Here is a 24,943-nt window from a genome sequence, read left to right on the forward strand (position 1 = left end):
GGCGGCCGAGGCCAGCGGACTGGCCCGGGGCGCGGTCGAGGCCGTCGCCTTCGGCCCGTGGCCCTACGTCGCGGCCCTGGGCGGCGCGGCGCTGCTGGCCGCCGGGCTGCTGGCCCTGCGCCACGGGAGCGGCTGGCCCGCGATGTCGGGCCGCCACGAGCGCGCGGGCGGCGCCGCGGCGGCCCCGGGCCGCCGCACGGCCCCCGACCCGGACCGCCCCGAGGAGCTGTGGAAGGCCCTGGACCGCGGAGAGGACCCCACCACCGGGAGCGGCGGAAACCGGTCCTGACACAATGGCTGGTGAGCGAGCCCAGATCGGACCTACGAGGAGCACTCAATGGCGGGCAACAACCACGGACACACCCCTGCCGCCTGGACCGGCGTCACCATCGCGTTCATCGGCTTCTGCATCGCCTCGGTCTTCACCGTGCTGGCCGAGCCGGTGTGGTTCTGGGTCGGTGTGGCCATCACCCTCCTCGGCGGCGTCGTCGGTCTGGTCATGCGCTCGATGGGCATGGGCCAGCCGGAGGAGTCGCAGGGCCGCCGTCTGGACCAGTCCAAGGAGCGGGTGGAGGCCTGACGGGGCCGCCCCGGGCGGCTCACCCCGGCGCGGTGCCGGCCAGGCGGCACCGCGCTCTTCCGTGTCCGGAGCCCTCCGGAGCACGGCACGGCGATACCGCCCGGTATGTGGGACCGGGCCGCCCGGATGCGGGTTCCGCCTCCCGGGCCGGATACCATCGCAGTGCGTGACCGCGTGTCCGGACAAGCCCCGCGCCCGCCGCAGGGGCCCGAGCCAGCCAGGAAGGGGGCCGCTCGCGTGAGTGTGCTCGACGAGATCATCGACGGGGTCCGTGCCGACCTCGCCGAGCGGCAGGCGCGTGTGGGCCTCGACGAGCTCAAGGAGCGCGCGGCCGGCGCGCCGCGCCCGCGCGACGGCGTGGCCGCCCTCAAGGGCGAGGGCGTCAAGGTCATCTGCGAGGTCAAGCGGTCCAGCCCCTCCAAGGGAGCGCTGGCGGCCATCGCCGACCCGGCCGGCCTCGCCGCCGACTACGAGGCCGGCGGCGCCGCCGTCATCTCGGTGCTGACCGAGCAGCGGCGCTTCGGGGGATCGCTGGCCGATCTGGAGGCGGTGCGCGGGCGGGTGGACGTCCCCGTACTGCGCAAGGACTTCATCGTCACCTCCTACCAGCTGTGGGAGGCCCGGGCCCACGGCGCCGACCTCGCCCTGCTGATCGTCGCCGCACTCGACCAGGACGCGCTGGTGTCCCTGGTGGAGCGGGCCGAGTCCATCGGGCTGACCCCGCTGGTCGAGGTGCACGACGAGGAGGAGGTCGAGCGCGCGGTGGACGCCGGGGCCAAGGTCATCGGCGTGAACGCGCGCAACCTCAAGACCCTGGAGGTCGACCGCGGCACCTTCGCCCGGGTCGCCCCCGAGATCCCCGAGGGCGTCGTGAAGATCGCCGAGTCGGGCGTGCGCGGCCCGCACGACCTGATCGCCTACGCCAACGAGGGCGCCGACGCGGTGCTCGTCGGCGAGTCCCTGGTCACCGGCAAGGACCCGAGGACGGCCGTCGCCGACCTGGTCGCCGCCGGGGCCCACCCCGCCCTGCGGCACGGGAACTGAGGCGGGGACGACCGCGATGGCCCTGTCCGCCCGCCTCGCCCCCGGCTGCCGCCCCCGTGGCTGCCGCGCGCCCGCGCGCCGGGTGCTGGGGCGGCGGGTGCGCTACCACATCGGCTGCGAGCCGGGTCAGATCAACGGCAGGCGATGGCCTGACCGGGCCGGGAGCTGAGCGGCCGGGCCCGGCCGCGCCCCGCCGGGCCGCCGCCGGCCGCAGGCCGCGCCCCCGCCCCGCCCCGGCCGCCGCACCCGCCCTCCGGGCCGGTGCGGCCCGCCGTTCCCTCTGACCACCCTTCCTGGGGCACGCGCCCCGACAAGGAGCACGTCGGATGTCTACCGACTTCTTCGTTCCCGACCCCGAGGGCCGGGTGCCGACCGCCGAGGGCTACTTCGGCGCCTTCGGCGGCAAGTTCATCCCGGAGGCGCTCGTCGCCGCCGTGGACGAGGTGGCCGCCGAGTACGAGAAGGCCAAGGCCGATCCCGCCTTCGCCGCCGAGCTGGAGGACCTGCTCGTCAACTACACCGGCCGGCCCAGCGCGCTGACCGAGGTGCGGCGGTTCGCCGAGCACGCCGGCGGCGCCCGGGTCTTCCTCAAGCGCGAGGACCTCAACCACACCGGCTCACACAAGATCAACAACGTGCTGGGGCAGGCGTTGCTGACCCGGCGCATGGGCAAGACCCGCGTCATCGCCGAGACCGGCGCGGGCCAGCACGGCGTCGCCACCGCGACCGCCTGCGCCCTGTTCGGCCTGGAGTGCACCGTCTACATGGGCGAGATCGACACCCAGCGCCAGGCGCTCAACGTCGCCCGGATGCGGATGCTGGGCGCCGAGGTCGTCCCCGTCACCTCCGGCAGCCGCACCCTGAAGGACGCCATCAACGAGGCGTTCCGCGACTGGGTCGCCAACGTCGACCGCACCCACTACCTCTTCGGCACCGTCGCCGGCCCCCACCCCTTCCCGGCGCTGGTGCGCGACTTCCACCGCGTCATCGGAGTCGAGGCCAGGCGGCAGATCCTTCAGCGCACCGGGCGGCTGCCGGACGCCGCGCTGGCCTGCGTCGGCGGCGGCTCCAACGCCATCGGCCTGTTCCACGCCTTCATCCCCGACACCTCCGTGCGCCTGATCGGCCTGGAGGCCGCCGGGCACGGCGTGGCCTCCGGCGAGCACGCGGCCACCCTGACGGCCGGCGAGCCGGGCATCCTGCACGGTTCGCGCTCCTACGTGCTGCAGGACGACGAGGGCCAGATCACCGAGCCGTACTCCATCTCCGCCGGCCTGGACTACCCCGGCATCGGCCCCGAGCACTCCTACCTCAAGGACATCGGGCGCGGCGAGTACCGCCCGGTCACCGACGACGAGGCGATGCGGGCGCTGCGCCTGCTGTCGGAGACCGAGGGCATCATCCCGGCCATCGAGAGCGCGCACGCGCTGGCCGGCGCGCTGGAGGTCGGCCGCGAGCTCGGCCCGGAGGCGCTGCTGCTGGTGAACCTCTCCGGCCGCGGCGACAAGGACATGGACACCGCCGCCCGCTACTTCGGGCTGTACGACGGTGCGGACACCGCGAAGGGGGCCGAGTGATGGCGGGCCGTGCGGAGCTGCTGGGACGCGTCCTGGCCGGGGCCAGGGACGAGGGACGGGCCGCGCTGGTGGGCTACCTGCCCGCGGGCTTCCCCACCGTGGACGGCGGCATCGCCGCCTGCACCGCCCTGCTGGAGGGCGGCTGCGACATCGTCGAGGTCGGGCTGCCGCACAGCGACCCGGTGCTGGACGGGCCGGTCATCCAGACCGCCGACGACATCGCCCTGCGCGGCGGGGTGCGCATCGCCGACGTGCTGCGCACCGTGCGCGAGACGCACGCCGCCACCGGCGCGCCGGTGCTGTGCATGACGTACTGGAACCCCGTCGACCGCTACGGCGCCGAGCGCTTCGCCGCCGAGCTGGCCGAGGCGGGCGGCGCCGGCTGCATCCTGCCCGACCTGCCGGTCGAGGAGTCCGAGGCGTGGCGCAAGGCCGCCGAGCAGCACGGCCTGGCGACCGTCTTCGTGGTGGCCCCCAGCAGCCGCGACGAACGGCTGGCCAGGATCACCGAGGCCGGCAGCGGCTTCGTCTACGCGGCCTCCCTGATGGGCGTCACCGGCACCCGCGAGTCGGTGGGGCAGGAGGCGGAGGAACTGGTGCGCCGCACCCGCGCCACCACCGACCTGCCGGTCTGCGTCGGGCTGGGCGTCTCGAACGCGCGGCAGGCCGCTGAGGTGGCCGCCTTCGCGGACGGCGTCATCGTCGGCTCGGCCTTCGTCAAGCGGCTGCTGGACCACGAGGGAGACCCGGAGGCCGGCCTGGCCGCCGTCCGCGAACTCGCCGGCGAACTGGCCGAGGGCGTACGGCACCGCGGCTGAGCGGGGCCGAAGGACACGGACACGGGCCCGGGGGCGTACGGCGAACGGTCGTACGCCCCCGGGCCCGCCTGTGCTCCTGGGCGCGCACCCGTCAGGGAGCGTGCAGCCGCAGCACGGCACGCTCGGACCAGTCGGCCGGAACGCCGCGCAGCGAGACCGCGATCATCATGAGGAACGCCAGCGGAACGGTCCAGGCGGCGGGCTGGGCCAGCAGTACGGTCAGCCAGGCCGACGACGGCTGCGTGACGGCGGACAGCACCGCGGCCCCCGTCGCCGTGACCACCCCGGTGGCCAGCCCGGCCGCCGCGCCCGCGACCGTCAGCCTCGTCCACCAGATGCCCAGCACCAGCAGCGGGCAGAACGTGGACGCCGCCACCGCGAACGCCCAGCCGACCACCACGTTGATGTCCAGGTGCGCGGCGGGCAGTGACAGCAGCACCGCCACGAGCGCCCCCGCCGCCACCGCCAGCCGCAGCCTGGTCACCCCGCCGCCGAACAGGTCGTGGGACAGCCCGCCGGCCAGGGCCAGCAGCAGCCCGGAGGAGGTGGACAGGAAGGCGGCGAACGCGCCGGTGGCCACCAGCGCCGTCAGCACGCTCCCCAGCGTCCCCGGCACGGCCGCCCCCGGCAGGACGACGGAGACGGTGTCGGTGGCGTTGCTGTGCACCAGGTGCGGGGTCAGCACCCGCCCCAGCAGACCGTAGACCGCCGGGAACAGGTAGAACAGGCCCAGCAGTCCGATCACCAGCACGGCCACCCGCCGGGCGGCCCGGGCGGTGGGGCTGGTGTGGAAGCGCATGATCACATGGGGCAGTCCGATGGCGCCCAGCGTGGTGGCCAGCAGCACCGACCAGGTGGACAGCAGTGGCAGCCCGGCACCCTGGATGTCGATCAGCGGGCGGGTCCACTCCTCGGCGGCCGGCCCCGTCTCCCGGACCGGGCGCAGCGCGTCGGCCCGCGTCTCTGCGCCGACGTGCACGATCAGGTAGATCGCCGGCACGGCGATGAAGGCCAGCTTGACCAGGTAGTGGAACGCCTGCACATAGGTGGCCGACCGCATCCCGCCCAGCGCGATCGACGCGCTCACCACCAGCCCGGCCAGTACCACGCCCACCCAGTACGGAGTGCCGCTGACCAGGCTCAGGACCACCCCGGCGCCCTTGAACTGCGGCACCAGGTAGAGCCACATGATCACCAGCACGATCACCCCGCACAGCTTGCGGATCGCGGGCGAGCCCAGCCGGTACTCGGCGAAGTCGGGCACGGTGAACGCCCCCGAGCGCCGCATCGGCCCGGCCACCAGCGCCACCACCGCGACGTACCCGGCGGTGAAGCCGACGGCGTACCACATCGCCCCGATGCCGTCCTTGAGCATCAGCCCGGCCAGACCGAGCACCGAGGCGGCCGACACGTACTCCCCGGCGATCGCCATGGCGTTCCAGCCGGGGGCGATACGGCGGGAGGCGACGAGGAAGTCCGGGCTGGTGCGGGCCGCGTGGACGCCGTACAGGCCGATGACCAGGCTGGCGGCCAGCACCAGGCCGATCGCGGTCACGGCGGTCACGGGCCGCCCCCGGAGCCCGCACCGGCCTGCGCGTCCGCGCCCGTACCCGCGCCGGTGTCCGTCCCCGTGCCCGTGCCCGCGGAGCTCTCCGCCCGCTCGGCCCGGCGCACATGGCACAGGGCGAGCAGCAGCAGCACCGGGTAGGTGGCCACCGCCAGCACCAGCCACGACACCGGCACGCCCGCCACGGCGAGCCGGTCCAGCACCGGCAGCGCCGCGATCGTCCCGCTGGAACCGAACAGCACCGCCACCAGCAGGACCACGGTCCGCAGCGCGGTGCGGCGCTGCGCGGCGAACACGGCACGCGCGGCCTCGGCGTCGGCCGGCGCGGGCAGCGGCAGCAGCTGCGGATGGCGGCGGTGCCCGCGCGCCAGGGCGATACGCGTCTGCGGGCTGGTGACCTTCACCCGGCGCGGACCGCCGAGCTGGGGGCCCTTGACCGGGCTCTTCACCGGGCCGCCCTGCCCAGCCGGCCGCTGCGCGCCGCCTCCAGCAACTGCTCCTTCAGGCTCCGCGCATGGCGGCGGCTGACCGGCACGTCACCGGCCGGGGTGCACGCCACCAGCCCCGACGAGCTGGTGACCCGCAGGTCGTGGACCCAGCCGACGGCCACCAGATAGCCGCGGTGCACCCGCACGAAGCCCGCCGGAGCCCAGATCTCCTCCAGGTACGACAGCGACAGCCGGATCAGATGCGTGCCCTGCTCGGTGTGCAGCCGTATGTAGTCGCCGTGGGCCTCCACGAACTGGACGTCGTCGCGCCGCACGAACACCGTCCGGCGGCCGTGGTCGATCTGGACGACCGCCAGCTCGTCGCGCGGCTCCCGGGTGTCCGTGCCGCCGGACGACGCGGCCCGCCGCGTGGTGCCGATCCGGGCCACCGACTCGGCCAGCCGCTCCGGCCGGACGGGCTTGAGCAGGTAGTCCACGGCCCCGATGCCGAACGCCTCGATGGCGTGGGACTCCGAGGCGGTGACGAAGACGATGGACGGCGGCGCCGAGAGCCGGCTGATGACCCGGGCCACGTCCATGCCGTCCAGACCCGGCATGGAGATGTCCAGGAAGACGGCGTCGAAGGCGGTCGCCCCCATGAGCTGCACCGCCCGGGCGCCGCTCTCGGCGGCGTACACCTCGCCGACCTCGGGGATGTCCGAGAGGAGGTCGGCGAGCTCCTCGCGGGTGGAGGCCTCGTCCTCGACGACGAGGACCTGAAGGGCCCGCGGCGCGCTGCTCATTCCGTAACCACTCCTCGCATGAATCGCGGCACCCTGATCGTGACCTTGGTGCCGTTGCCGGGCGCGGTCTCGATGACGAGGCCGTACTCCGGGCCGTACACGGTGCGCAGCCGCCGGTCCACGTTGGCCAGACCGACGTTCTTCGCGGGAGGGCCGACTCCGGCGAGGATCGCCCGTGCGAGTTCCGGCTCCATGCCCACGCCGTCGTCCTCGATCTCGATGACGCACAGCGGGCCCTCGCCGAACCCCGAGACGCCGATGTGTCCGGGTCCGGCCTTCTTCTCCAGACCGTGGCGCACGGCATTTTCCACTATGGGCTGGACGACGAGGAAGGGGATGGCGACGGGAAGAATCTCCGGCGCCATCCGGACGGTGATCTCCATCCGGTCGTCGAACCGGGCGCGCTGCAGCTCCAGGTAGGTCTGGGTGGCCTGGAGCTCGTCGGCGACCGTCACGTAGTCGCCGGCCGTGGAGAAGCTGTAGCGCAGGTAGTCGGCGAAGTCGGTGAGCAGACGGCGGGCGCGGCCGGGATCGGTGCGGATGTGCGCGGCGATGACGGCCAGGGAGTTGTGGACGAAGTGCGGGGATATCTGGGCCCGCAGGGTGCGCAGGTCCGCCGCCGCGATCCGGGCGCGGGCGCTGCGCAGCGCGGTGTGGTCCAGTGCCTGCGACACCAGCTCGGCCACCTCGGCGGCCTCCCCCTCGTCCAGCGCCCGCCCGTCCGCGGAACCGCTGACCACCAGGCAGCCCGTCAGCTCGTCCGCCACCAGCAGCGGGGCCGCGCACAGCGGGGGCTTGCGGAAGACGGTGCCGTGCTCGTACACCTGGGCGAGCACCGCGTCCAGGTCGGTGCCCTCCGGCAGCGCGCCGTGCCGGGCGACGGGCCCGTCGAGATCGGCGAGCACCACGGCGTCGGCGCCCACCAGCCGCCGGATGCGGCGGGTAGCGGCCAGGGCCCGGCTGCCGTGCAGACCGTCCTGGAGGTCCGCGCCGATCAGCCGCACCTCCCGCAGGACGCCCATGGTCCCGGGCAGGCCGGATCCGGCCGGGCCTCCCCGGCCCGCCCGCCCGCGGCGGGCGCCGATCCACGATCTCCTGGCCACGGTGCGACCGTATAACGCGACAAATGGCGATGGGGAGTCCTTCGAACGTGCTTCGAAGGACTCCCCGTGGGGCCCGGTGGCGGGACCGGCGCCATACGTGGGGGGGGGGTCACGCCGGAGAGAAGCACCCGCCACCGGGGGCCCGGGGGCCCGCCCGGGGGGTCGGCGGGCCCTGTCCGGGACGCGGTCAGTGCCTGGCCGCGCCCTCGGCACCGGCCCCGGTCAGGGCCCGCACCTGGAGCTGGGCGAAGCGCCGCGGGTTGCTCTCGCCCGAGGACATCGTGCCGACGATCGCGCACAGCAGACCGAGCGGGATGGAGACCAGACCCGGGTTGGTCAGCGGGAACCAGGCGATGTCGATGCCCGGGATCAGCGCCTTCTCGGTCCCGGAGAACACCGGCGAGAAGACCACCAGGCCGACCGCGCTGATCAGACCGCCGTAGATGCCCGCGACCGCACCCCGGGTGTTGAACCGCTTCCAGAACAGGCTCAGCAGCAGGGTCGGCAGATTGGCCGAGGCGGCGATGGCGAAGGCCAGACCGACCAGGAAGGCCACGTTGAGGCTCTGGGCGAAGATCGCCAGGATGATCGACGCGGCGCCGATGCCGAAGGCCGACAGGCGCGCGACCTTGATCTCCTCGTGCTCGGAGGCCTGCCCCCTGCGCACCACGCTGTTGTAGAAGTCGTGCGCCAGGGACGAGGAGGAGGCGATGACCAGGCCGGCCACCGTGGACAGGATCGCCGCGAAGGCGACGGCCGCGATGACCGCCAGCATCACCGAGCCGAAGAACTCGCCGCCGAAGTGCTCCCCGACCTGCCGGGCGAGCTGCGGCGCGGCGGTGTTGCCCGCGGCGTCCTGTGCGGTGATGGCGTCCTTGCCCACCAGGGCCGCGGCGCCGAAGCCCAGGATCAGGGTCATCAGGTAGAACGAGCCGATCAGGCCGATGCCCCAGTTGACGGACTTGCGGGCGGCCTTGGAGTCCGGAACGGTGTAGAAGCGGATCAGGATGTGCGGCAGGCCCGCGGTGCCCAGCACCAGAGCCATGCCCAGGCTGATCAGGTCGAGCTTGTTCCACATCGTCTGCAGGGCGTCACCGGGCACCTCGACGCCGAATCGCAGCCCCGGCTCCAGGAAGGACTGCCCGGCGCCGCTGGCGCCTGCGGCGTCGCTCATCAGCTCGCCGAAGTCGAAGCCGTAGACGGCCATCACCAGGGTGGCCAGGATGATGGTGCCGCCCATCAGCATGCCGGCCTTGATGATCTGCACCCAGGTGGTGCCCTTCATGCCGCCGAAGGTCACGTACAGGGTCATCAGGATGCCGACGACGACGATGCCCACGATCTTGGCGGTGTCGGCGTCCATGCCCAGGTACGTCTCGCCCGGCCGGATGCCCAGCAGGAGGGCGACGACCGCGCCGGCGCCGACCATCTGGGCCAGCAGGTAGAAGATCGACACGGTGATGGTGGACACGGCCGCGGCGGTGCGCACCGGCCGCTGCTGCATCCGGTACGACAGCACGTCGGCCATGGTGAAGCGGCCGGAGTTCCTCAGCAGCTCGGCGACCAGCAGCAGGGCCACCAGCCAGGCGACGAGGAAGCCGATGGAGTAGAGGAAGCCGTCGTAGCCGAACAGCGCGATCATGCCCGCGATGCCCAGGAAGGAGGCGGCGGACATGTAGTCGCTGCCGATGGCGAAGCCGTTCTGCATACCGGTGAACTCGCGTCCGCCGGAGTGGAAGTCGGCCGCCGACTTCGTCTGGCGGCCCGCCCACACCGTGACGCCGAGCGTCACGGCGATCATGACGATGAACACCAGGATGGTGAGGGTACGGCTGCTGGAGCTGACCTCCTCGGCCGCCAGGAGCACGCCGGAAGCGGTGTTCGTCATGCCCGTCCTCCCGTCCGGCCGGCGGAGGAGCCCGCGGGCGCACCGGCCAGTTCGGCCCTCAGGTCGTCCGCGAGCGGGTCGACCTTCCGGTCGGCGTAGCGCGCGTACATGATCGCGATGCCGAAGGTGCTGACGAACTGGAGGATCCCGAACACCAGGGCCACGTTGACATCGCCGAAGAGGACCGTGGACATCACGTCACGGGCGTAGGCGGACATCAGCACGTACAGCAGGTACCAGGCGAGGAAGCCGACGCTCACCGGGAGCACGAACCTCATCAGGCTCCGCCTGAGCTGGTCGAAACGCGGATCGCTGTGCATGGCCACCATGCGGTCCTCCGCGTCCCCGGCGGGGTCCAGGGTTTGTTGTAGACGGTCTGCGGACACTGCCGCCTCCTTCATCGACACGACGCGATACGACACGACGTACGGGAGCGGAAAAGGAATGCGGGGAACGTAAGGTGCGTCACACCCGTGGTGAAGAAGCTGATCGCGGTGTGCGGCGAACGCCGGATGCGTGCGCCGAACGGTAGACCGTCGTGCGCCGAACGGTCGCTTTTCCGCGCCGAGCGGTCACCCTCGCGGGGGAAACGGCGGCGAGCGCGCGGGAAGGCCGCACCCGGACCGCGGCCGCGTACGCGCCGCGCATCCCTCGCGCGGGCCTCACCCCGTCCCCACGCGCGTTACGCACCCGTTGCCGGGGTGAAGCGGCGCCCTCGGGGCCCGGCACGGTAGCGTTCGTGGGGTCATGGAAACCCTTGCCTTCATCCCCAGCCCGTCGTCGGGCGAGATCGTCATCGGACCCATCCCGCTGCGGGGCTACGCGTTCTGCATCATCGTCGGCGTCTTCGTCGCGGTCTGGCTCGGCGGGAAGCGCTGGGTCGCCCGTGGCGGACAGCCCGGCACCGTCGCCGACATCGCCGTGTGGGCGGTCCCGTTCGGCCTGGTCGGCGGCCGCCTCTACCACGTCGTCACCGACTACCAGCTCTACTTCGGCGAGGGCCGCGACTGGGCCGACGCCTTCAAGATCTGGGAGGGCGGACTCGGCATCTGGGGAGCGATCGCGCTGGGCGCGGTGGGCGCCTGGATCGGCTGCCGCAGGCGGGGCATCCCGCTGCCGGCCTACGCGGACGCCATCGCCCCCGGCATCGCGCTCGCCCAGGCCGTCGGCCGCTGGGGCAACTGGTTCAACCAGGAGCTGTACGGGCGCCCCACGGACCTGCCGTGGGCGGTGCGGATCGACAACGGCGTCGACACGGGCACCTTCCACCCCACCTTCCTGTACGAGTCGCTGTGGTGCGTGGGCGTCGCCCTGCTGGTGATCTGGGCCGACCGCCGCTTCCGCCTCGGCCACGGCCGCGCCTTCGCGCTGTACGTCGCGGCCTACACGGTGGGCCGCTTCTGGATCGAGTACCTGCGCATCGACGAGGCCCACGAGATCTGGGGCCTGCGTCTGAACAACTGGACCTCGATCGCCGTCTTCCTCGCGGCGGTGGCCTACATCGTGCTCTCGGCCAGGCTCCGCCCGGGACGTGAGGACGTGGTGGAGCCGGTGTCGGAGAAGTCCGACGGTGCCGGTGCCGGTGCCGGTGGCGCCGGCGACGCCGAGGACACCGTCGGCGGCGAGACGGCGAAGGGCTCCGCCGAGGGCGAGGGGAAGGCCGCGGAGGACCGGCCCGACGGACCGGAGCGCGCCGAGTCCGCCGGCGGGACGTCCGCCTCCACCGCGGGCTGACCCGGCGGCGAGAACCGCACCGGCCCCGGCCGCGCCCCTCCGGCGCGGCCGGGGCCTTCTCCACGCCACGGCGAAACCCCAGGTCAGCGAGGTAAGTTCGGCCTGCCTTGCTGGAACCGCACCCGGGGGTGGACGTACGGTCGAGGCGTCGGGCACCGGATGGGGGAATTCAGGAGGCGTAGGCGGATGTCGTCCATGACCGGAGACGGAAGCGAGATCACCCTGCGGCCCGGAGCCCCGAACTCCGCGCACCGCGACAACCACACCCACCGCGATGTGACCGGCGGCTGGCTGCGCCCGGCCGTCTTCGGGGCGATGGACGGACTGGTGTCCAACCTCGCCCTGATGACGGGTGTCGCGGGCGGCAACGTGGACCGCACCGTGATCATCATCAGCGGCCTGGCGGGACTGGCCGCCGGAGCCTTCTCCATGGCGGCCGGCGAGTACACCTCGGTGGCCTCCCAGCGGGAGCTTGTCCTGGCCGAGCTGGACGTGGAGCGGCGCGAACTGCGCCGCAACCCCGAGGACGAGCAGCGGGAGCTGGCCGAGCTGTACGTGGGCCGGGGCGTGGAACCCGAGCTGGCCGCGAAGGTCGCCGAGCAGCTGTCCAGGGACCCCGAGCAGGCGCTGGAGATCCACGCGCGCGAGGAGCTGGGCGTGGACCCGGGCGACCTGCCCTCGCCCGTGGTCGCCGCCGTCTCCTCCTTCGGCGCCTTCGCGGTGGGCGCGCTGATACCCGTGCTGCCCTATCTGCTGGGAGCGGTCGCGCTGTGGCCCGCCGTGCTGGTGGCGCTGCTGGGCCTGTTCCTGTGCGGCGTGCTGGTCTCCAAGATCACCGTACGCCCGTGGTGGTACAGCGGGCTGCGGCAGCTCACCCTGGGCGGCGCGGCGGCCGCGGTCACCTACGGGCTCGGTACCCTGTTCGGAGTAGCCGTGGGCTGAGCGGGGCCGCGAGGGCGCGGTCCCGGCCCGGCTCGATGTGAGCTGTTCAACTCCTGAAACGTCCGCTCGCCCGTTACCCGCCGGTTTCAGCTGTGTCACCGTTGGGAATGAACAACGAGCGCTTCTGGCAGTGTCGCCGACGCAGTCCGGATCCACGCAGCGGTTGTGTGCCGTATGCCCGATTCGACCCCCATCGCAGGTCCGCATGATGGACCGAGGTGTCCGCCCCTCGGAAGAAACCTCATCATGTAACCTGCACGAAAATTTGTTCCGCAGAGGGCCAACGTCGTCCCTCGGTGCCTTCCGGACCAGCTCCGCGAGGCGCCACCAAGCCCCACCATGACGACGGGAGAGCCGATGCGTGCTGCGCCCCTGACGGCCTACCCTGCCAAGCAGGGAATGTACGACCCGCGCGACGAGCACGACGCCTGCGGCGTCGGCTTCGTGGCCACCCTCACCGGTGAGGCGAGCCACACGCTGGTCGACCAGGCGCTGACCGTCCTGCGGAACCTGGAGCACCGCGGCGCCACCGGCGCCGAGGCCGACTCCGGCGACGGTGCGGGCATCCTGGTCCAGGTCCCCGACGCCTTCCTGCGCGAGACCGCCGGCTTCGAGCTGCCCGAGGCCGGCTCGTACGCCGTGGGCATCGCCTTCCTCCCCACCGGCGAGGCCGACAGCGCCGAGGCCGTCGCGCGCATCGAGGCGATCGCCGCCGAGGAGGGCCTGAACGTCCTGGGCTGGCGAGAGGTCCCCGTCGCCCCGCAGCTGCTGGGCAGCGGAGCGCGCGCCACCATGCCCGCCTTCCGCCAGCTCTTCGTCGCAGACGGCGTGAACACCGGCCTGGCCCTGGACCGCAAGGCCTTCGTGCTGCGCAAGCGCGCCGAACGCGAGGCCGGCACCTACTTCCCGTCGCTGTCCGCGCGGACGATCGTCTACAAGGGCATGCTGACCACCGGGCAGCTCGAACCCTTCTTCCCCGACCTGTCCGACCGCCGCTTCGCCAGCGCCATCGCCCTGGTCCACTCGCGGTTCTCCACCAACACCTTCCCCAGCTGGCCGCTGGCCCACCCCTACCGCTTCGTCGCCCACAACGGCGAGATCAACACCGTCCGCGGCAACCGCAACTGGATGCGCGCCCGCGAGTCCCAGCTCGTCTCCGACCTCTTCGGCGGCAAGGACACCGGGGACCTGGAGCGGATCTTCCCCGTCTGCACCCCGGACGCCTCCGACTCCGCCTCCTTCGACGAGGTCCTGGAACTGCTCCACCTCGGCGGCCGCTCCCTGCCCCACGCGGTGCTGATGATGGTCCCCGAGGCGTGGGAGAACCACCCCTCCATGGACCCCGCCCGGCGCGCCTTCTACCAGTACCACTCCACGATGATGGAGCCCTGGGACGGACCGGCCTGCGTCACCTTCACCGACGGCACCCAGGTCGGCGCCGTCCTGGACCGCAACGGACTGCGCCCGGGACGCTACTGGGTCACCGACGACGGCCTGGTCGTCCTCTCCTCCGAGGTCGGCGTCCTCGACATCGACCAGGACAAGGTCGTCCGCAAGGGCCGCCTCCAGCCCGGCCGCATGTTCCTGGTGGACACCGCCGAGCACCGCATCATCGAGGACGACGAGATCAAGGCCTCCCTCGCCGCCGAGCACCCCTACCAGGAGTGGCTCGAGGCCGGGATCATCGAGCTGGAGGACCTGCCCGAGCGCGAGCACATCGTCCACACCCACGCCTCGGTCACCCGCCGCCAGCAGACCTTCGGCTACACCGAGGAGGAACTGCGCGTCCTGCTCGCCCCGATGGCCCGCACCGGCGCCGAGCCGATCGGCTCGATGGGCACCGACTCGCCCATCGCCGCGCTCTCGACGCGCCCGAGGCTGATCTTCGACTACTTCACCCAGCTGTTCGCCCAGGTCACCAACCCGCCGCTGGACGCCATCCGCGAGGAACTCGTCACCTCGCTGATCTCCTCCCTCGGCCCCCAGGGCAACCTGCTGGAGCCCACCGCGGCCTCCTGCCGCAGCGTCACCCTGCCCTTCCCGGTCATCGACAACGACGAACTCGCCAAGCTCGTCCACATCAACGCCGACGGCGACATGCCGGGGATGAAGGCCGTCACCCTCTCCGGCCTCTACCGCGTCGGCGGCGGGGGAGCGGCCCTGGCCGAGCGGATCGAGGAGATCTGCGCCGAGGCCGAGGCCGCCATCACCGACGGCGCCCGCCTGGTCGTCCTGTCCGACCGCCACAGCGACGCCGAGCACGCGCCGATCCCGTCGCTGCTGCTGACCTCCGCCGTCCACCACCACCTCATCCGCACCAAGCAGCGCACCCAGGTGGGCCTGCTGGTCGAGGCCGGAGACGTCCGCGAGGTCCACCACGTCGCCCTGCTCATCGGCTACGGCGCCGCCGCGGTCAACCCCTACCTGGCCATGGAGACCGTCGAGGACCTCGTCCGCGCCGGCACCTTCCTGCCCGGCGACACCGACCCCGAGACCGCCATCCGCAACCTGATCAAGGCGCTCGGCAAGGGCGTGCTGAAGGTCATGTCCAAGATGGGCATCTCCACCGTCGCCTCCTACCGCGGCGCCCAGGTCTTCGAGGCCGTCGGCCTGGAGCAGGACTTCGTCGACACCTACTTCCACGGCACCGCCACCAAGATCGGCGGCGCCGGCCTGGACGTCATCGCCAAGGAGGTCGCCGCCCGCCACGCCAAGGCCTACCCGGCCTCCGGCATCGCACCGGCCCACCGCAACCTGGACATCGGCGGCGAGTACCAGTGGCGTCGCGAGGGCGAGCCGCACCTGTTCGACCCGGAGACGGTCTTCCGCCTCCAGCACGCCACCCGCACCCGCCGCTACGACATCTTCAAGCAGTACACCCGGCGCGTGGACGAGCAGTCCGAACGCCTGATGACGCTGCGCGGCCTGTTCGGCCTGAAGTCCGAGCGGCCCTCGATCCCCCTCGAGGAGGTCGAGCCCGTCTCCGAGATCGTCAAGCGGTTCTCCACCGGCGCCATGTCCTACGGCTCCATCTCCCAGGAGGCCCACGAGACCCTCGCCATCGCCATGAACCGGCTGGGCGCCAAGTCCAACACCGGCGAGGGCGGCGAGGACCCCGAGCGGCTGTACGACCCGGCCCGCCGCTCGGCCATCAAGCAGGTCGCCTCCGGCCGCTTCGGCGTCACCTCCGAGTACCTGGTCAACTCCGACGACATCCAGATCAAGATGGCCCAGGGCGCCAAGCCCGGCGAGGGCGGCCAGCTGCCCGGCCACAAGGTCTACCCGTGGGTGGCCAAGACCCGGCACTCCACGCCGGGCGTGGGACTCATCTCCCCGCCGCCGCACCACGACATCTACTCCATCGAGGACCTCGCCCAGCTCATCCACGACCTGAAGAACGCCAACCCCGCCGCCCGCATCCACGTGAAGCTGGTCTCCGAGGTCGGTGTCGGCACGGTCGCGGCGGGCGTCTCCAAGGCCCACGCCGACGTCGTGCTGATCTCCGGCCACGACGGCGGCACCGGCGCCTCCCCCCTCACCTCCCTCAAGCACGCGGGCGGCCCCTGGGAGCTGGGCCTGGCCGAGACCCAGCAGACCCTGCTGCTCAACGGCCTGCGCGACCGCATCGTCGTCCAGACCGACGGCCAGCTCAAGACCGGCCGCGACGTGGTCATCGCCGCCCTGCTGGGCGCCGAGGAGTACGGCTTCGCCACCGCCCCGCTGGTCGTCTCCGGCTGCGTGATGATGCGCGTGTGCCACCTGGACACCTGCCCCGTCGGCATCGCCACCCAGAACCCGGTCCTGCGCGGCCGCTACAGCGGCAAGGCCGACCACGTGGTGAACTTCTTCGAGTTCGTCGCCGAGGAGGTCCGCGAACTCCTGGCCGAACTGGGCTTCCGCAGCCTGGACGAGGCCATCGGCCACGCCGAGGTCCTCGACGTCAGCCGCGCGGTCGACCACTGGAAGGCCCAGGGACTGGACCTGGCCCCGCTGCTGCACGTCCCCGAGCTGCCCGAGGGCGCCGCCCGCCACCAGGTCGTCCCCCAGGACCACGGCCTGGCCAAGGCCCTGGACAACCAGCTCATCAAGCTCGCCGCCGACGCCCTGTCGGCCGACACCGCCGAGGACGCCCGGCCGGTGCGCGCCCAGGTGCCCATCCGCAACATCAACCGGACGGTCGGCACCATGCTCGGCCACGAGGTGACCAAGAAGTTCGGCGGCGCCGGCCTGCCCGACGACACCATCGACATCACCTTCACCGGCTCCGCCGGCCAGTCCTTCGGCGCCTTCCTGCCGCGCGGCATCACCCTCCGCCTGGAGGGCGACGCCAACGACTACGTCGGCAAGGGCCTGTCGGGCGGACGCGTCGTCGTGCGCCCCGACCGGAGCGCCTCCCACCTGGCCGAGTACTCCACCATCGCCGGCAACACCCTCGCCTACGGCGCCACCGGCGGCGAGATGTTCCTGCGCGGCAGCGTCGGCGAGCGCTTCTGCGTCCGCAACTCCGGCGCGCTGGTCGTCTCCGAGGGCGTGGGCGACCACGGCTGCGAGTACATGACCGGCGGCACGGCCGTCGTCCTGGGCCGCACCGGCCGCAACTTCGGCGCCGGCATGTCCGGCGGCACCGCGTACGTCATCGACCTCGACGCCGACGACGTCAACCCCGACATCGCCGGAGCCGTCGAGCCCCTCGACGACACCGACCGGCAGTGGCTGCACGACGTGGTGCGCCGCCACCACGAGGAGACCGGCTCCACCGTCGCGGAGAAGCTGCTCGCCGACTGGGAGAACGCCGCAGGCCGCTTCAGCAAGATCATGCCCCGTACCTACAAGGCAGTGCTCGCCGCCAAGGACGCCGCCGAGCGAGCCGGACTGTCCCAGGACAAGATCCACGAGAAGATGATGGAGGCGGCGACCAATGGCTGATCCCAAGGGCTTCCTGAACACCGACCGCGAGGTCGCCCGGACCCGCCCCGTACCCGAGCGCGTCAAGGACTGGAACGAGGTCTACGTCCCCGGCTCCCTGCTGCCGATCATCGGCAAGCAGGCCGGCCGGTGCATGGACTGCGGCATCCCGTTCTGCCACAACGGCTGCCCGCTGGGCAACCTCATCCCCGAGTGGAACGACTACGCCTGGCGCGGGGACTGGCAGGCCGCCGGAGAGCGGCTGCACGCGACCAACAACTTCCCGGAGTTCACCGGACGGCTGTGCCCGGCCCCCTGCGAGTCCGCCTGCGTACTGGGCATCAACCAGCCCCCGGTGACCATCAAGAACGTCGAGGTCACCATCATCGACAAGGCATGGGAGGCCGGCGGCGTCACCCCGCAGCCGCCCGAGCGCCTGTCGGGCAAGACCGTCGCCGTCATCGGCTCCGGCCCCGCGGGCCTGGCCGCCGCCCAGCAGCTCACCCGCGCCGGCCACACGGTCGCCGTCTACGAGCGCGCCGACCGCATCGGCGGACTGCTGCGCTACGGCATCCCCGAGTTCAAGATGGAGAAGCGCCACATCAACCGCCGCATCGAGCAGATGCGCGCGGAGGGCACCAAGTTCCGCACCGGAGTGGAGATCGGCCGCGACATCGACGCCGCCGACCTGCGCAAGCGCTACGACGCCGTCGTCATCGCCGCCGGCTCCACCACCGCCCGCGACCTGCCCGTGCCCGGCCGTGAACTGGACGGTATCCACCAGGCGATGGAGTACCTGCCCCTGGCCAACAAGGTCCAGGAGGGCGACTACGTCGCCCCGCCGATCACCGCGGAGGGCAAGCACGTCGTCGTCATCGGCGGCGGCGACACCGGCGCCGACTGCGTCGGCACCGCCCACCGCCAGGGCGCGGCCTCCGTCACCCAGCTGGAGATCATGCCCCGGCCAGGCGAGGAGCGCGACCCGGTGAGCCAGCCCTGGCCCACCTTCCCCATGCTCTACAAGGTCACCTCCGCCCACGAGGAGGGCGGCGAGAGGGTCTACTCCGTCTCCACCACCCACTTCGAGGGCGACGAGGACGGCAACGTCCAGGCCCTGCACCTGGTCGAGGTCGAGTTCAAGCAGGGGAAGCTCGAGCCCAAGCCGGGCACCGAGAAGCGCATCCCGGCCCAGCTCGTCACCCTGGCCATGGGCTTCACCGGCATCGACAGGACCAACGGCCTGGTCGAGCAGTTCGGCCTGGAACTGGACGAGCGCGGCAACGTCGCCCGCGACGCCGACTACGCCACCAACGTCGACGGCGTCTACGTCGCCGGCGACGCCGGCCGCGGCCAGTCCCTGATCGTGTGGGCCATCGCCGAAGGCCGCTCGGCGGCCAGGGCCGTGGACCGCTACCTGACCGGCACCAGCTCCCTGCCGGCCCCGATCAGGCCGACCGACCGCGCACTGACCGTCTGACGCACCCCGACCGTCCGCGCGGTGCGGGCGGCAGGCCGCCCCGGACGGCCGCCCGCACCGGCACGGACCACAGACCGCGGCGCCGACCCCCTCCCCGACCGGGGGCCGGCGCCGCGCCGCGTCCGCGAACGGGTCAGGACCCCTGGGCCAGACGCGCCGGGAAACCGCCCGTGGCCACCGGGCCCCAGCGCACCGGCGTGATCCGCAGCAGCGACTTGCCCTGCCGCACCATCGCCTCGCGGTACTCGTCCCAGTCCGGGTGCTCGCCCGCGACCGCCCGGTAGTACTCCACCAGCGGCTCCACCGCCTCGGGCACGCCCAGCACCTCGGCGGTGCCGTCCACCTGCACCCACGGGCCGTCGAAGTCCTCCGACAGCACGATCACGCTCACGGCCGGGTCACGGCGCGCGTTGCGCGCCTTGGCGCGCTCGGGATACGTGGAGACCACGATCCGCCCCGCACCGTCCACCCCGCACGACACCGGCGACCCCTGCGGGGAGCCGTCGGCACGGCGGGTGAGCAGCACCGCCCGGTGGCGGGGGCGCACGAAGTCCAGCAGTTCGTCGAGACCGACACGGGTGTTGGTGGCGATGGAGGGGCTCATGATCCGAGCCTATGCCGCACCCGCCCCGGCGCCGCACCCAGCACGCCGCGGCCCGCGTCCCGCACCCCGCCCGCCGTCCCACCGGACCGGGAACGGGCGGGAGGGCCCCGAGCGCATAGAGTCGGTGACCATGACGAACAGCGAGACCGACCCGTCGGTGCAGGCAGAACTCTCCCGGCTGCGCGACAGCATCGACAACATCGACGCCGCCGTGGTGCACATGCTCGCCGAGCGCTTCAAGTGCACCCAGCAGGTCGGCCGCCTCAAGGCCGAACACCGGCTGCCCCCGGCCGACCCCGCCCGCGAGGCCCAGCAGATCGCCCGGCTGCGCTCCCTGGCCGAGAGCGCCAAACTCGACCCGGCCTTCGCCGAGAAGCTGCTGAACTTCATCATCGCCGAGGTGATCCGCCACCACGAGACCATCGCCCGCTCCTGACGAGCCCCCGCCGCCCGGCAGCACGCTCCCGGCCGCGCGGCCCCGGCCCCCGCAGCCCCGCCCGCCACCGGCCGCAGGGCACTGCCCGGGACACCCGGTGCGCCCCGCCCGGCCGATACGGCAGCATGAGCGCCATGCCCGCACTGACCCGCGAAGAGGCGCGGAGCCGAGCCCGGCTCATCGACGTCCAGCGCTACGCCATCGACCTCGACCTGACCCGGGGCGAGGAGGTCTTCGGCTCCACCACCACCGTCCGCTTCACCACCCGCGAAGCGGGCGACACCTTCGTCGAGGTACGGCCCCGCACCCTCCACCGGGCCGTCCTCGACGGACACGGCCTCGACACCGCCTCCCTGGCCGACGGGCGCCTGCCGCTGACCGGACTGAGCGCGGGCGAGCACGAACTGCGCATCGAGGCAGACATGGCCTACTCGCGCACCGGCGAGGGCATGCACCGCTTCACCGACCCCGCCGACGGCCGCACCTACCTCTACACCATGTGCTTCCAGACCGAGGCCCCCCGCGTCTTCGCCGCCTTCGACCAGCCCGACCTCAAGGCCCCCTTCACCGTCACCGCCACAGCACCCCGGGAGTGGACCGTCCTCGGCAACGGCACCGCCCGCCGCGTCGAAGGGCAGCCCGGCCGCTGGGAATGCGCCCCCACCCCGCCGCTGAGCACCTACTTCGTGGCACTGGCCGCCGGCCCCTGGCACTCGGTGCGCACCGAGCACGCCGGCATCCCCTTCGGCCTCCACGTACGCCAGTCCCTGGGCAGCCACCTCGACGACGACGCGCAGGAACTGCTCGACATCACCCGCGCCTGCTTCGACCGCTACCACGAGATCTTCGACGAGCCCTACCCCTTCGACTCCTACGACCAGGCGTTCGTCCCCGAGTTCAACGCCGGCGCCATGGAGAACCCCGGACTGGTCACCTTCCGCGACGAGTACGTCCACCGCTCCGCCGTCACCGACACCCAGCTCCAGAACCGGGCCGTCACCATCGCCCACGAGATGGCCCACATGTGGTTCGGCGACCTGGTCACCCTGCGCTGGTGGGACGACATCTGGCTCAACGAGTCCTTCGCCGAGTACATGGGCTACCAGGTCGTCGCCGAGGCCACCCGCTTCACCGGCACCTGGACCGAGTTCGCCGTCGACCGCAAGTCCTGGGGCTACGACGCCGACCAGCGCCCCTCCACCCACCCCGTCGCCCCCGAGCCCGAGGCGGTGCCCGACACCGCCACCGCCCTGCTCAACTTCGACGGCATCTCCTACGCCAAGGGCGCCTCCGCACTGCGCCAACTGGTCACCTGGCTCGGCCAGAAGCACTTCCTCGCCGGAATCAACGACCACTTCGCCCGCCACCGGTTCGGCAACGCCACCCTCGCCGACCTCCTCGACTCCCTCGCCCGCGCATCCGGCCGCGACGTCCACACCTGGGCCGAACGCTGGCTGCGCACCAGCGGCGCCGACACCCTCACCCCCCGCGTCACCACCGACACCACCCCCGGACGCGACGGCCGGCGCTGGCACCTGGAGATCACCCACACCGGCAACCGCCCCCACCGCGTCACCGTCGGCCTGTACGACCTGGACGGCGGAACCGGAAAGGAACACCTGGCACCGCGCGAACCCCTGACCGCCGACATCCCCGCCGACGGCGGCCGCACCCTCACCGCCGACGGCCCCCGCCCCGACCTCGTCCTCCTCAACGACCGCGACCTCACCTACGCCAAGATCCGCCTGGACACCGGCTCCTGGCGCACCGTGCGACGCGCCCTGGCCCAACTGCCCGACCCGCTCACCCGCGCCACCGTCTGGAACGCCGCCCGCGACATGGTCCGCGACGGCCAACTGCCCCCCGCCGACTACCTGGACACCGCACGCGCCCACCTGCCGCACGAGAGGGACGACGCCGTCGTCGCCGGCGTACTGGACTTCGCCCGCCACGAGATCGCCGACCGCTACCTGCCGCCCGGGCAGCGCACCGCCGCCCTGGAGACCCTCACCGACCTCGCCCGCACCCTGCTGGAGCGCGAACCGGCCGACGGCGCACGCGACGGAGGAATCCTCCTGACAGCCGTACGCGCCGCCATCGACAGCGCCACCACCCCCGGCGACCTCCACCACTGGTGGACCACCGGCACCCTCCCCGGCGGACGCCCCCTCGACCACGAACTGCGCTGGCGGCTCCTGCACCGCCTCGCCGTCCTCGGCGCCGTGAACACCTCCGACATCGGCGCCGCACTCGACGCCGACCCCAGCGCCGCCGGCACCGAGGGCGCCGCACGCTGCCGCGCCGCCCTGCCCGACCCCGCGGCCAAGGAAGCCGCCTGGCAGGCCCTGTTCGGCGAATCCGACAGCCTCTCCAACTACCTGCTCAAAGCCACCTTCCAGGGCTTCTGGCACACAGAGCAGCACGACCTGCTGCGCGACTACGTACCCCGCTACTTCGACCGGGCCCCCGCCCTCGCCGCCCGCCGCGGCCCCGCCATCGCCCAGGCACTGGGGCGGCACGGCTTCCCCCGCCCCTTCACCGACCCCGGCACCCTGGCCCTGGGGCAGCGGTGCCTGGCCGGCGACGCCCTCACCCCCGCCCTGCGCCGCCCCCTCGCCGACGAACTCGACGACCTCGCCCGCGCCCTGCGCGTACGCGCGGCGCACTGACGCGCGTGGGTGCCGGGCCCGGCCCGCTGGCCGGGCCCGGCACCCACGCGCTCACCGGTCGGTGCACGGATCGTTTTCTGAGGTCAACTCGGCCACGGTCCGTTTCCCCCGGTCCTTTCCCCGGCCACCTCGCGATCACTTGTAGTAGCGCTCGGTCTCCGACACCGGCATGGCCGAGCCGTCGCGGTGCCGCATCCGCGCCTCGATCTCCTTGTCCTGCTTGACGTAGGACTTCGCGCTGCAGCCGAGGTGGTTGGAGATGTGCGCGCAGGACCGCAGCAACGTCCTGAACCGGGAGTCCCCCACCTCGACGGTGAGACCGAGCTCCTCGCCCGGCGTGAAGTCGGCGTTCTTCAGAGCGGTGGCGGCGCCGCCGCTGGACTCGCGGGCGCCGTCGCCGTCCTTCCGCAACCGCCCGAACAGCACATGGGCGTCGTGCCCGACGGCCCCCAGCTCGTCCTGGGCGGCCGACAGGTCGTGCCCGTCACCCCCGCCGCCACCGGGTCCGGCCTCGTTCAGCCGCGTCCCGGTACCGCTGCGCTCCGAGGCCTTCGCCACCAGAGCGGCCCACTCCTCGTCGAACGACACACACCCTCCCCCAGGCCGCCCGATCCGCTGTGTCACCGGACGAAAACAGTGCGGATCAGGTGCGTGCGCCGATGGGCCGGAGTGAAGGTCCGCATACCGTCGCGCGCCGTCGGGGGAGAATGGAAATGCTCGTTCGAGCGTCCCCGCGCCCATTTCACAAGTTGTTAACGGCACTATATGGAACGGTCGTTGAACAGTTCCCTCTCCACAGTTCCCTACCGGCAGGTAAGTCATAGGCTCGCTGCCATGCGCCGCGCGAAAATCGTTTGCACCCTGGGCCCCGCCACCGACTCGTACGAGCAGATCAAGGCGCTCGTCGAAGCCGGAATGGACGTCGCCCGCCTCAACCTCAGCCACGGCGCCCACGCCGAGCACGAGGAGCGCTACCACCGTGTGCGCCGGGCGTCCGAGGCGACCGGCCGCAGCGTCGGCATCCTCGCCGACCTTCAAGGCCCGAAGATCCGGCTCGGACGATTCCGCGAAGGCCCCGTACTCCTCGAACGCGGCGAGGAGTTCACCATCACCACCGAGGACGTCGAGGGCGACCGCGAACAGTGCGGCACCACCTACGGAGGACTCGCCGACGACGTCACACCCGGCGAACTCGTCCTCGTCGACGACGGCCGCGTCACCCTGAAGGTCACCGCCGTCGACGGCCCCCGCATCCGCACCGAGGTCACCGAGGGCGGCATGGTCTCCGACCACAAGGGCCTCAACCTCCCCGGCGTCGCCGTCTCCGTACCCGCCCTCTCCGACAAGGACGTCGACGACCTGCGCTGGGCACTGCGCACCGGCGTGGACGTCATAGCCCTCTCCTTCGTCCGCAGCGCACGCGACGTAGCCGACGTCCACCGCGTCATGAAGGAGGAGAACCGCCACCTCCCCGTCATCGCGAAGATCGAGAAACCCCAGGCGGTGGAGAACCTCGCCGAGATCGTCGCCGCCTTCGACGGCCTCATGGTCGCCCGCGGCGACCTCGGCGTCGAGATGCCCCTGGAGACCGTCCCCCTGGTGCAGAAACGCGCCGTCGCCCTCGCCCGGCGCAACGCCAAGCCGGTCATCGTCGCCACCCAGATGCTCGACTCGATGATCGACTCCTCCCGGCCCACCCGCGCCGAGGCCTCCGACGTCGCCAACGCCGTCATGGACGGCACCGACGCCGTGATGCTCTCCGGCGAGACCAGCGTCGGCAAGTACCCGGTCGAGACGGTCAGGACCATGGGCCGCATCGTCGCCGCGGCCGAGGAGGACATGCTCTCCCAGGGCCTGCGCCCGCTCGCCGAGAGCGCCAAGCCCCGCACCCAGGGCGGGGCCGTGGCCCGCGCCGCGGCCGAGATGGGCGACTTCCTCGGAGCCAAGTTCCTCGTGGCCCTCACCCAGTCCGGCGACACCGTCCGCCGCCTGTCCCGCTACCGCTCACCGGTCCCCGTCCTCGCCTTCACCCCCGACCCGGCCACCCGCGCCCAGCTCAACCTCACCTGGGGCGTGGAGACCTTCCTCGGTCCCACCGCACACAGCACCGACGAGATGGTCGAGCAGGTCGACCGGCGGCTGCTGGAGATGGGGCGCTGCGAGAGGGGCGACAAGGTGATCATCACCGCCGGCTCGCCGCCCGGCGTCCCCGGTACCACCAACATGGTCCGCGTCCACCGCATCGGCGAGGAGCACACCGCCCGCTGACCGGCTCCCTACGGCCCGACCGGCCGCCCCGTGAACCGGGAAGCCCCGGCCGCCGCCCCGCGCCAGCGGCGGCCTGGGCTTCCCCCGCCCTTCCCGTTCC

The 24,943-nt window shown here is 72.5% G+C and carries 21 protein-coding genes; 13 read left to right on the forward strand and 8 right to left on the reverse strand.

The features are described 5' to 3' along the window. From ACLIYP_RS10700 to trpA, 6 genes are all read left to right on the forward strand, one after another. Positions 1 to 289, forward strand: a 289-nt coding sequence (locus tag ACLIYP_RS10700) for a Trp biosynthesis-associated membrane protein (RefSeq protein ID WP_412712891.1), incomplete at its 5' end; no start/stop codon positions are given. Positions 290 to 337: 48 nt separating this feature from the next. After that, entirely contained in the window at positions 338 to 580 is a 243-nt protein-coding gene (locus ACLIYP_RS10705; RefSeq protein ID WP_412712892.1) for an HGxxPAAW family protein, read from the forward strand. A gap of 237 nt (positions 581 to 817) precedes the next feature. Continuing rightward, positions 818 to 1,624 carry an indole-3-glycerol phosphate synthase TrpC gene (trpC, locus tag ACLIYP_RS10710; protein ID WP_412712893.1) on the forward strand — a complete coding sequence of 269 codons (807 nt, stop codon included), beginning with the start codon at positions 818 to 820 and terminating at the stop codon, positions 1,622 to 1,624. Between the two features lie 16 nt (positions 1,625 to 1,640). Further along, positions 1,641 to 1,793 (forward strand): tryptophan biosynthesis modulator TrpM, encoded by a 153-nt coding sequence (gene trpM, locus ACLIYP_RS10715; protein WP_410538954.1) that lies wholly within the window; start codon positions 1,641 to 1,643, stop codon positions 1,791 to 1,793. Between the two features lie 157 nt (positions 1,794 to 1,950). Then, entirely contained in the window at positions 1,951 to 3,201 is a 1,251-nt protein-coding gene (trpB, locus tag ACLIYP_RS10720; protein ID WP_412712894.1) for a tryptophan synthase subunit beta, read from the forward strand. After that, a complete protein-coding gene (gene trpA, locus ACLIYP_RS10725; RefSeq protein ID WP_412712895.1) occupies positions 3,201 to 4,019 on the forward strand; it encodes a tryptophan synthase subunit alpha in 819 nt (272 codons plus the stop codon). Before trpB ends, trpA begins: the two co-directional genes overlap by 1 nt. A gap of 91 nt (positions 4,020 to 4,110) precedes the next feature. Here trpA and ACLIYP_RS10730 read toward each other — a convergent pair whose 3' ends face one another. From ACLIYP_RS10730 to ACLIYP_RS10755, 6 genes are all read right to left on the reverse strand, one after another. Continuing rightward, positions 4,111 to 5,583, reverse strand: coding sequence for a sodium/solute symporter (locus ACLIYP_RS10730; protein ID WP_412712896.1), 1,473 nt, complete (start codon positions 5,581 to 5,583; stop codon positions 4,111 to 4,113). After that, entirely contained in the window at positions 5,580 to 6,035 is a 456-nt protein-coding gene (locus ACLIYP_RS10735) for a hypothetical protein (protein WP_412712897.1), read from the reverse strand. Before ACLIYP_RS10735 ends, ACLIYP_RS10730 begins: the two co-directional genes overlap by 4 nt. Next, entirely contained in the window at positions 6,032 to 6,817 is a 786-nt protein-coding gene (locus ACLIYP_RS10740; RefSeq protein WP_412712898.1) for a LytR/AlgR family response regulator transcription factor, read from the reverse strand. Before ACLIYP_RS10740 ends, ACLIYP_RS10735 begins: the two co-directional genes overlap by 4 nt. After that, on the reverse strand, positions 6,814 to 7,920 hold the full coding sequence (locus ACLIYP_RS10745) for a sensor histidine kinase (RefSeq protein WP_412712899.1): 1,107 nt from the start codon (positions 7,918 to 7,920) through the stop codon (positions 6,814 to 6,816). Before ACLIYP_RS10745 ends, ACLIYP_RS10740 begins: the two co-directional genes overlap by 4 nt. A gap of 187 nt (positions 7,921 to 8,107) precedes the next feature. Further along, complete coding sequence (locus tag ACLIYP_RS10750) at positions 8,108 to 9,808, reverse strand: solute symporter family protein (RefSeq protein WP_412712900.1); 1,701 nt, start codon at positions 9,806 to 9,808, stop codon at positions 8,108 to 8,110. After that, positions 9,805 to 10,194: a DUF485 domain-containing protein gene (locus ACLIYP_RS10755; protein WP_410538962.1), complete on the reverse strand. Its 390-nt coding sequence runs from the start codon at positions 10,192 to 10,194 to the stop codon at positions 9,805 to 9,807. Before ACLIYP_RS10755 ends, ACLIYP_RS10750 begins: the two co-directional genes overlap by 4 nt. Positions 10,195 to 10,555: 361 nt before the next feature. On the opposite strand from ACLIYP_RS10755, the gene lgt reads away from it, so the two are divergent. From lgt to ACLIYP_RS10775, 4 genes are all read left to right on the forward strand, one after another. After that, positions 10,556 to 11,542, forward strand: coding sequence for a prolipoprotein diacylglyceryl transferase (lgt, locus tag ACLIYP_RS10760; RefSeq protein ID WP_412712901.1), 987 nt, complete (start codon positions 10,556 to 10,558; stop codon positions 11,540 to 11,542). Between the two features lie 195 nt (positions 11,543 to 11,737). Continuing rightward, the gene (locus tag ACLIYP_RS10765) at positions 11,738 to 12,484 is read left to right on the forward strand and encodes a VIT1/CCC1 transporter family protein (protein ID WP_412712902.1); all 747 of its coding nucleotides are present in this window, start codon (positions 11,738 to 11,740) and stop codon (positions 12,482 to 12,484) included. A 357-nt stretch (positions 12,485 to 12,841) separates the two neighbouring features. Next, positions 12,842 to 17,410: a glutamate synthase large subunit gene (gene gltB, locus ACLIYP_RS10770; RefSeq protein ID WP_412712903.1), complete on the forward strand. Its 4,569-nt coding sequence runs from the start codon at positions 12,842 to 12,844 to the stop codon at positions 17,408 to 17,410. Then, the gene (locus ACLIYP_RS10775) at positions 17,403 to 18,866 is read left to right on the forward strand and encodes a glutamate synthase subunit beta (protein ID WP_412712904.1); all 1,464 of its coding nucleotides are present in this window, start codon (positions 17,403 to 17,405) and stop codon (positions 18,864 to 18,866) included. The genes gltB and ACLIYP_RS10775 overlap by 8 nt, the downstream gene beginning before the upstream one ends. Positions 18,867 to 18,999: 133 nt before the next feature. Here ACLIYP_RS10775 and ACLIYP_RS10780 read toward each other — a convergent pair whose 3' ends face one another. Beyond that, positions 19,000 to 19,470: a PPOX class F420-dependent oxidoreductase gene (locus tag ACLIYP_RS10780; RefSeq protein WP_412712905.1), complete on the reverse strand. Its 471-nt coding sequence runs from the start codon at positions 19,468 to 19,470 to the stop codon at positions 19,000 to 19,002. A 130-nt stretch (positions 19,471 to 19,600) separates the two neighbouring features. On the opposite strand from ACLIYP_RS10780, the gene ACLIYP_RS10785 reads away from it, so the two are divergent. Both ACLIYP_RS10785 and pepN read left to right on the forward strand, forming a co-directional pair. After that, entirely contained in the window at positions 19,601 to 19,906 is a 306-nt protein-coding gene (locus ACLIYP_RS10785) for a chorismate mutase (RefSeq protein WP_412712906.1), read from the forward strand. Positions 19,907 to 20,040: 134 nt separating this feature from the next. After that, positions 20,041 to 22,575: an aminopeptidase N gene (gene pepN, locus ACLIYP_RS10790; protein ID WP_412712907.1), complete on the forward strand. Its 2,535-nt coding sequence runs from the start codon at positions 20,041 to 20,043 to the stop codon at positions 22,573 to 22,575. Between the two features lie 135 nt (positions 22,576 to 22,710). Here the strand turns inward: pepN and ACLIYP_RS10795 are convergent, their stop codons facing one another. Then, a complete protein-coding gene (locus tag ACLIYP_RS10795; protein WP_412712908.1) occupies positions 22,711 to 23,163 on the reverse strand; it encodes a hypothetical protein in 453 nt (150 codons plus the stop codon). 246 nt (positions 23,164 to 23,409) lie between these two features. Between ACLIYP_RS10795 and pyk the strand changes: the two genes are divergently transcribed. After that, positions 23,410 to 24,843 (forward strand): pyruvate kinase, encoded by a 1,434-nt coding sequence (gene pyk / locus ACLIYP_RS10800; protein ID WP_412712909.1) that lies wholly within the window; start codon positions 23,410 to 23,412, stop codon positions 24,841 to 24,843. Positions 24,844 to 24,943 lie beyond the last annotated feature (100 nt).

Source organism: Streptomyces nanhaiensis, assembly GCF_046614825.1.
In the GTDB taxonomy this organism is placed as follows: Bacteria; Actinomycetota; Actinomycetes; order Streptomycetales; family Streptomycetaceae; genus Streptomyces; species Streptomyces radiopugnans.

Excerpts from the sequence above, each read along its gene's own strand:
- trpA (WP_412712895.1), top strand. The coding sequence starts at position 3,201 with ATGGCGGGCCGTGCGGAGCTGCTGGGACGCGTCCTGGCCGGGGCCAGG.
- ACLIYP_RS10765 (WP_412712902.1), top strand. The coding sequence starts at position 11,738 with ATGACCGGAGACGGAAGCGAGATCACCCTGCGGCCCGGAGCCCCGAAC.
- trpB (WP_412712894.1), top strand. The coding sequence starts at position 1,951 with ATGTCTACCGACTTCTTCGTTCCCGACCCCGAGGGCCGGGTGCCGACC.
- ACLIYP_RS10740 (WP_412712898.1), bottom strand. The coding sequence starts at position 6,817 with ATGAGCAGCGCGCCGCGGGCCCTTCAGGTCCTCGTCGTCGAGGACGAG.
- trpM (WP_410538954.1), top strand. The coding sequence starts at position 1,641 with ATGGCCCTGTCCGCCCGCCTCGCCCCCGGCTGCCGCCCCCGTGGCTGC.
- gltB (WP_412712903.1), top strand. The coding sequence starts at position 12,842 with ATGCGTGCTGCGCCCCTGACGGCCTACCCTGCCAAGCAGGGAATGTAC.
- ACLIYP_RS10775 (WP_412712904.1), top strand. The coding sequence starts at position 17,403 with ATGGCTGATCCCAAGGGCTTCCTGAACACCGACCGCGAGGTCGCCCGG.
- ACLIYP_RS10705 (WP_412712892.1), top strand. The coding sequence starts at position 338 with ATGGCGGGCAACAACCACGGACACACCCCTGCCGCCTGGACCGGCGTC.
- pepN (WP_412712907.1), top strand. The coding sequence starts at position 20,041 with ATGCCCGCACTGACCCGCGAAGAGGCGCGGAGCCGAGCCCGGCTCATC.
- ACLIYP_RS10780 (WP_412712905.1), bottom strand. The coding sequence starts at position 19,470 with ATGAGCCCCTCCATCGCCACCAACACCCGTGTCGGTCTCGACGAACTG.
- ACLIYP_RS10750 (WP_412712900.1), bottom strand. The coding sequence starts at position 9,808 with ATGACGAACACCGCTTCCGGCGTGCTCCTGGCGGCCGAGGAGGTCAGC.
- ACLIYP_RS10785 (WP_412712906.1), top strand. The coding sequence starts at position 19,601 with ATGACGAACAGCGAGACCGACCCGTCGGTGCAGGCAGAACTCTCCCGG.
- pyk (WP_412712909.1), top strand. The coding sequence starts at position 23,410 with ATGCGCCGCGCGAAAATCGTTTGCACCCTGGGCCCCGCCACCGACTCG.
- lgt (WP_412712901.1), top strand. The coding sequence starts at position 10,556 with ATGGAAACCCTTGCCTTCATCCCCAGCCCGTCGTCGGGCGAGATCGTC.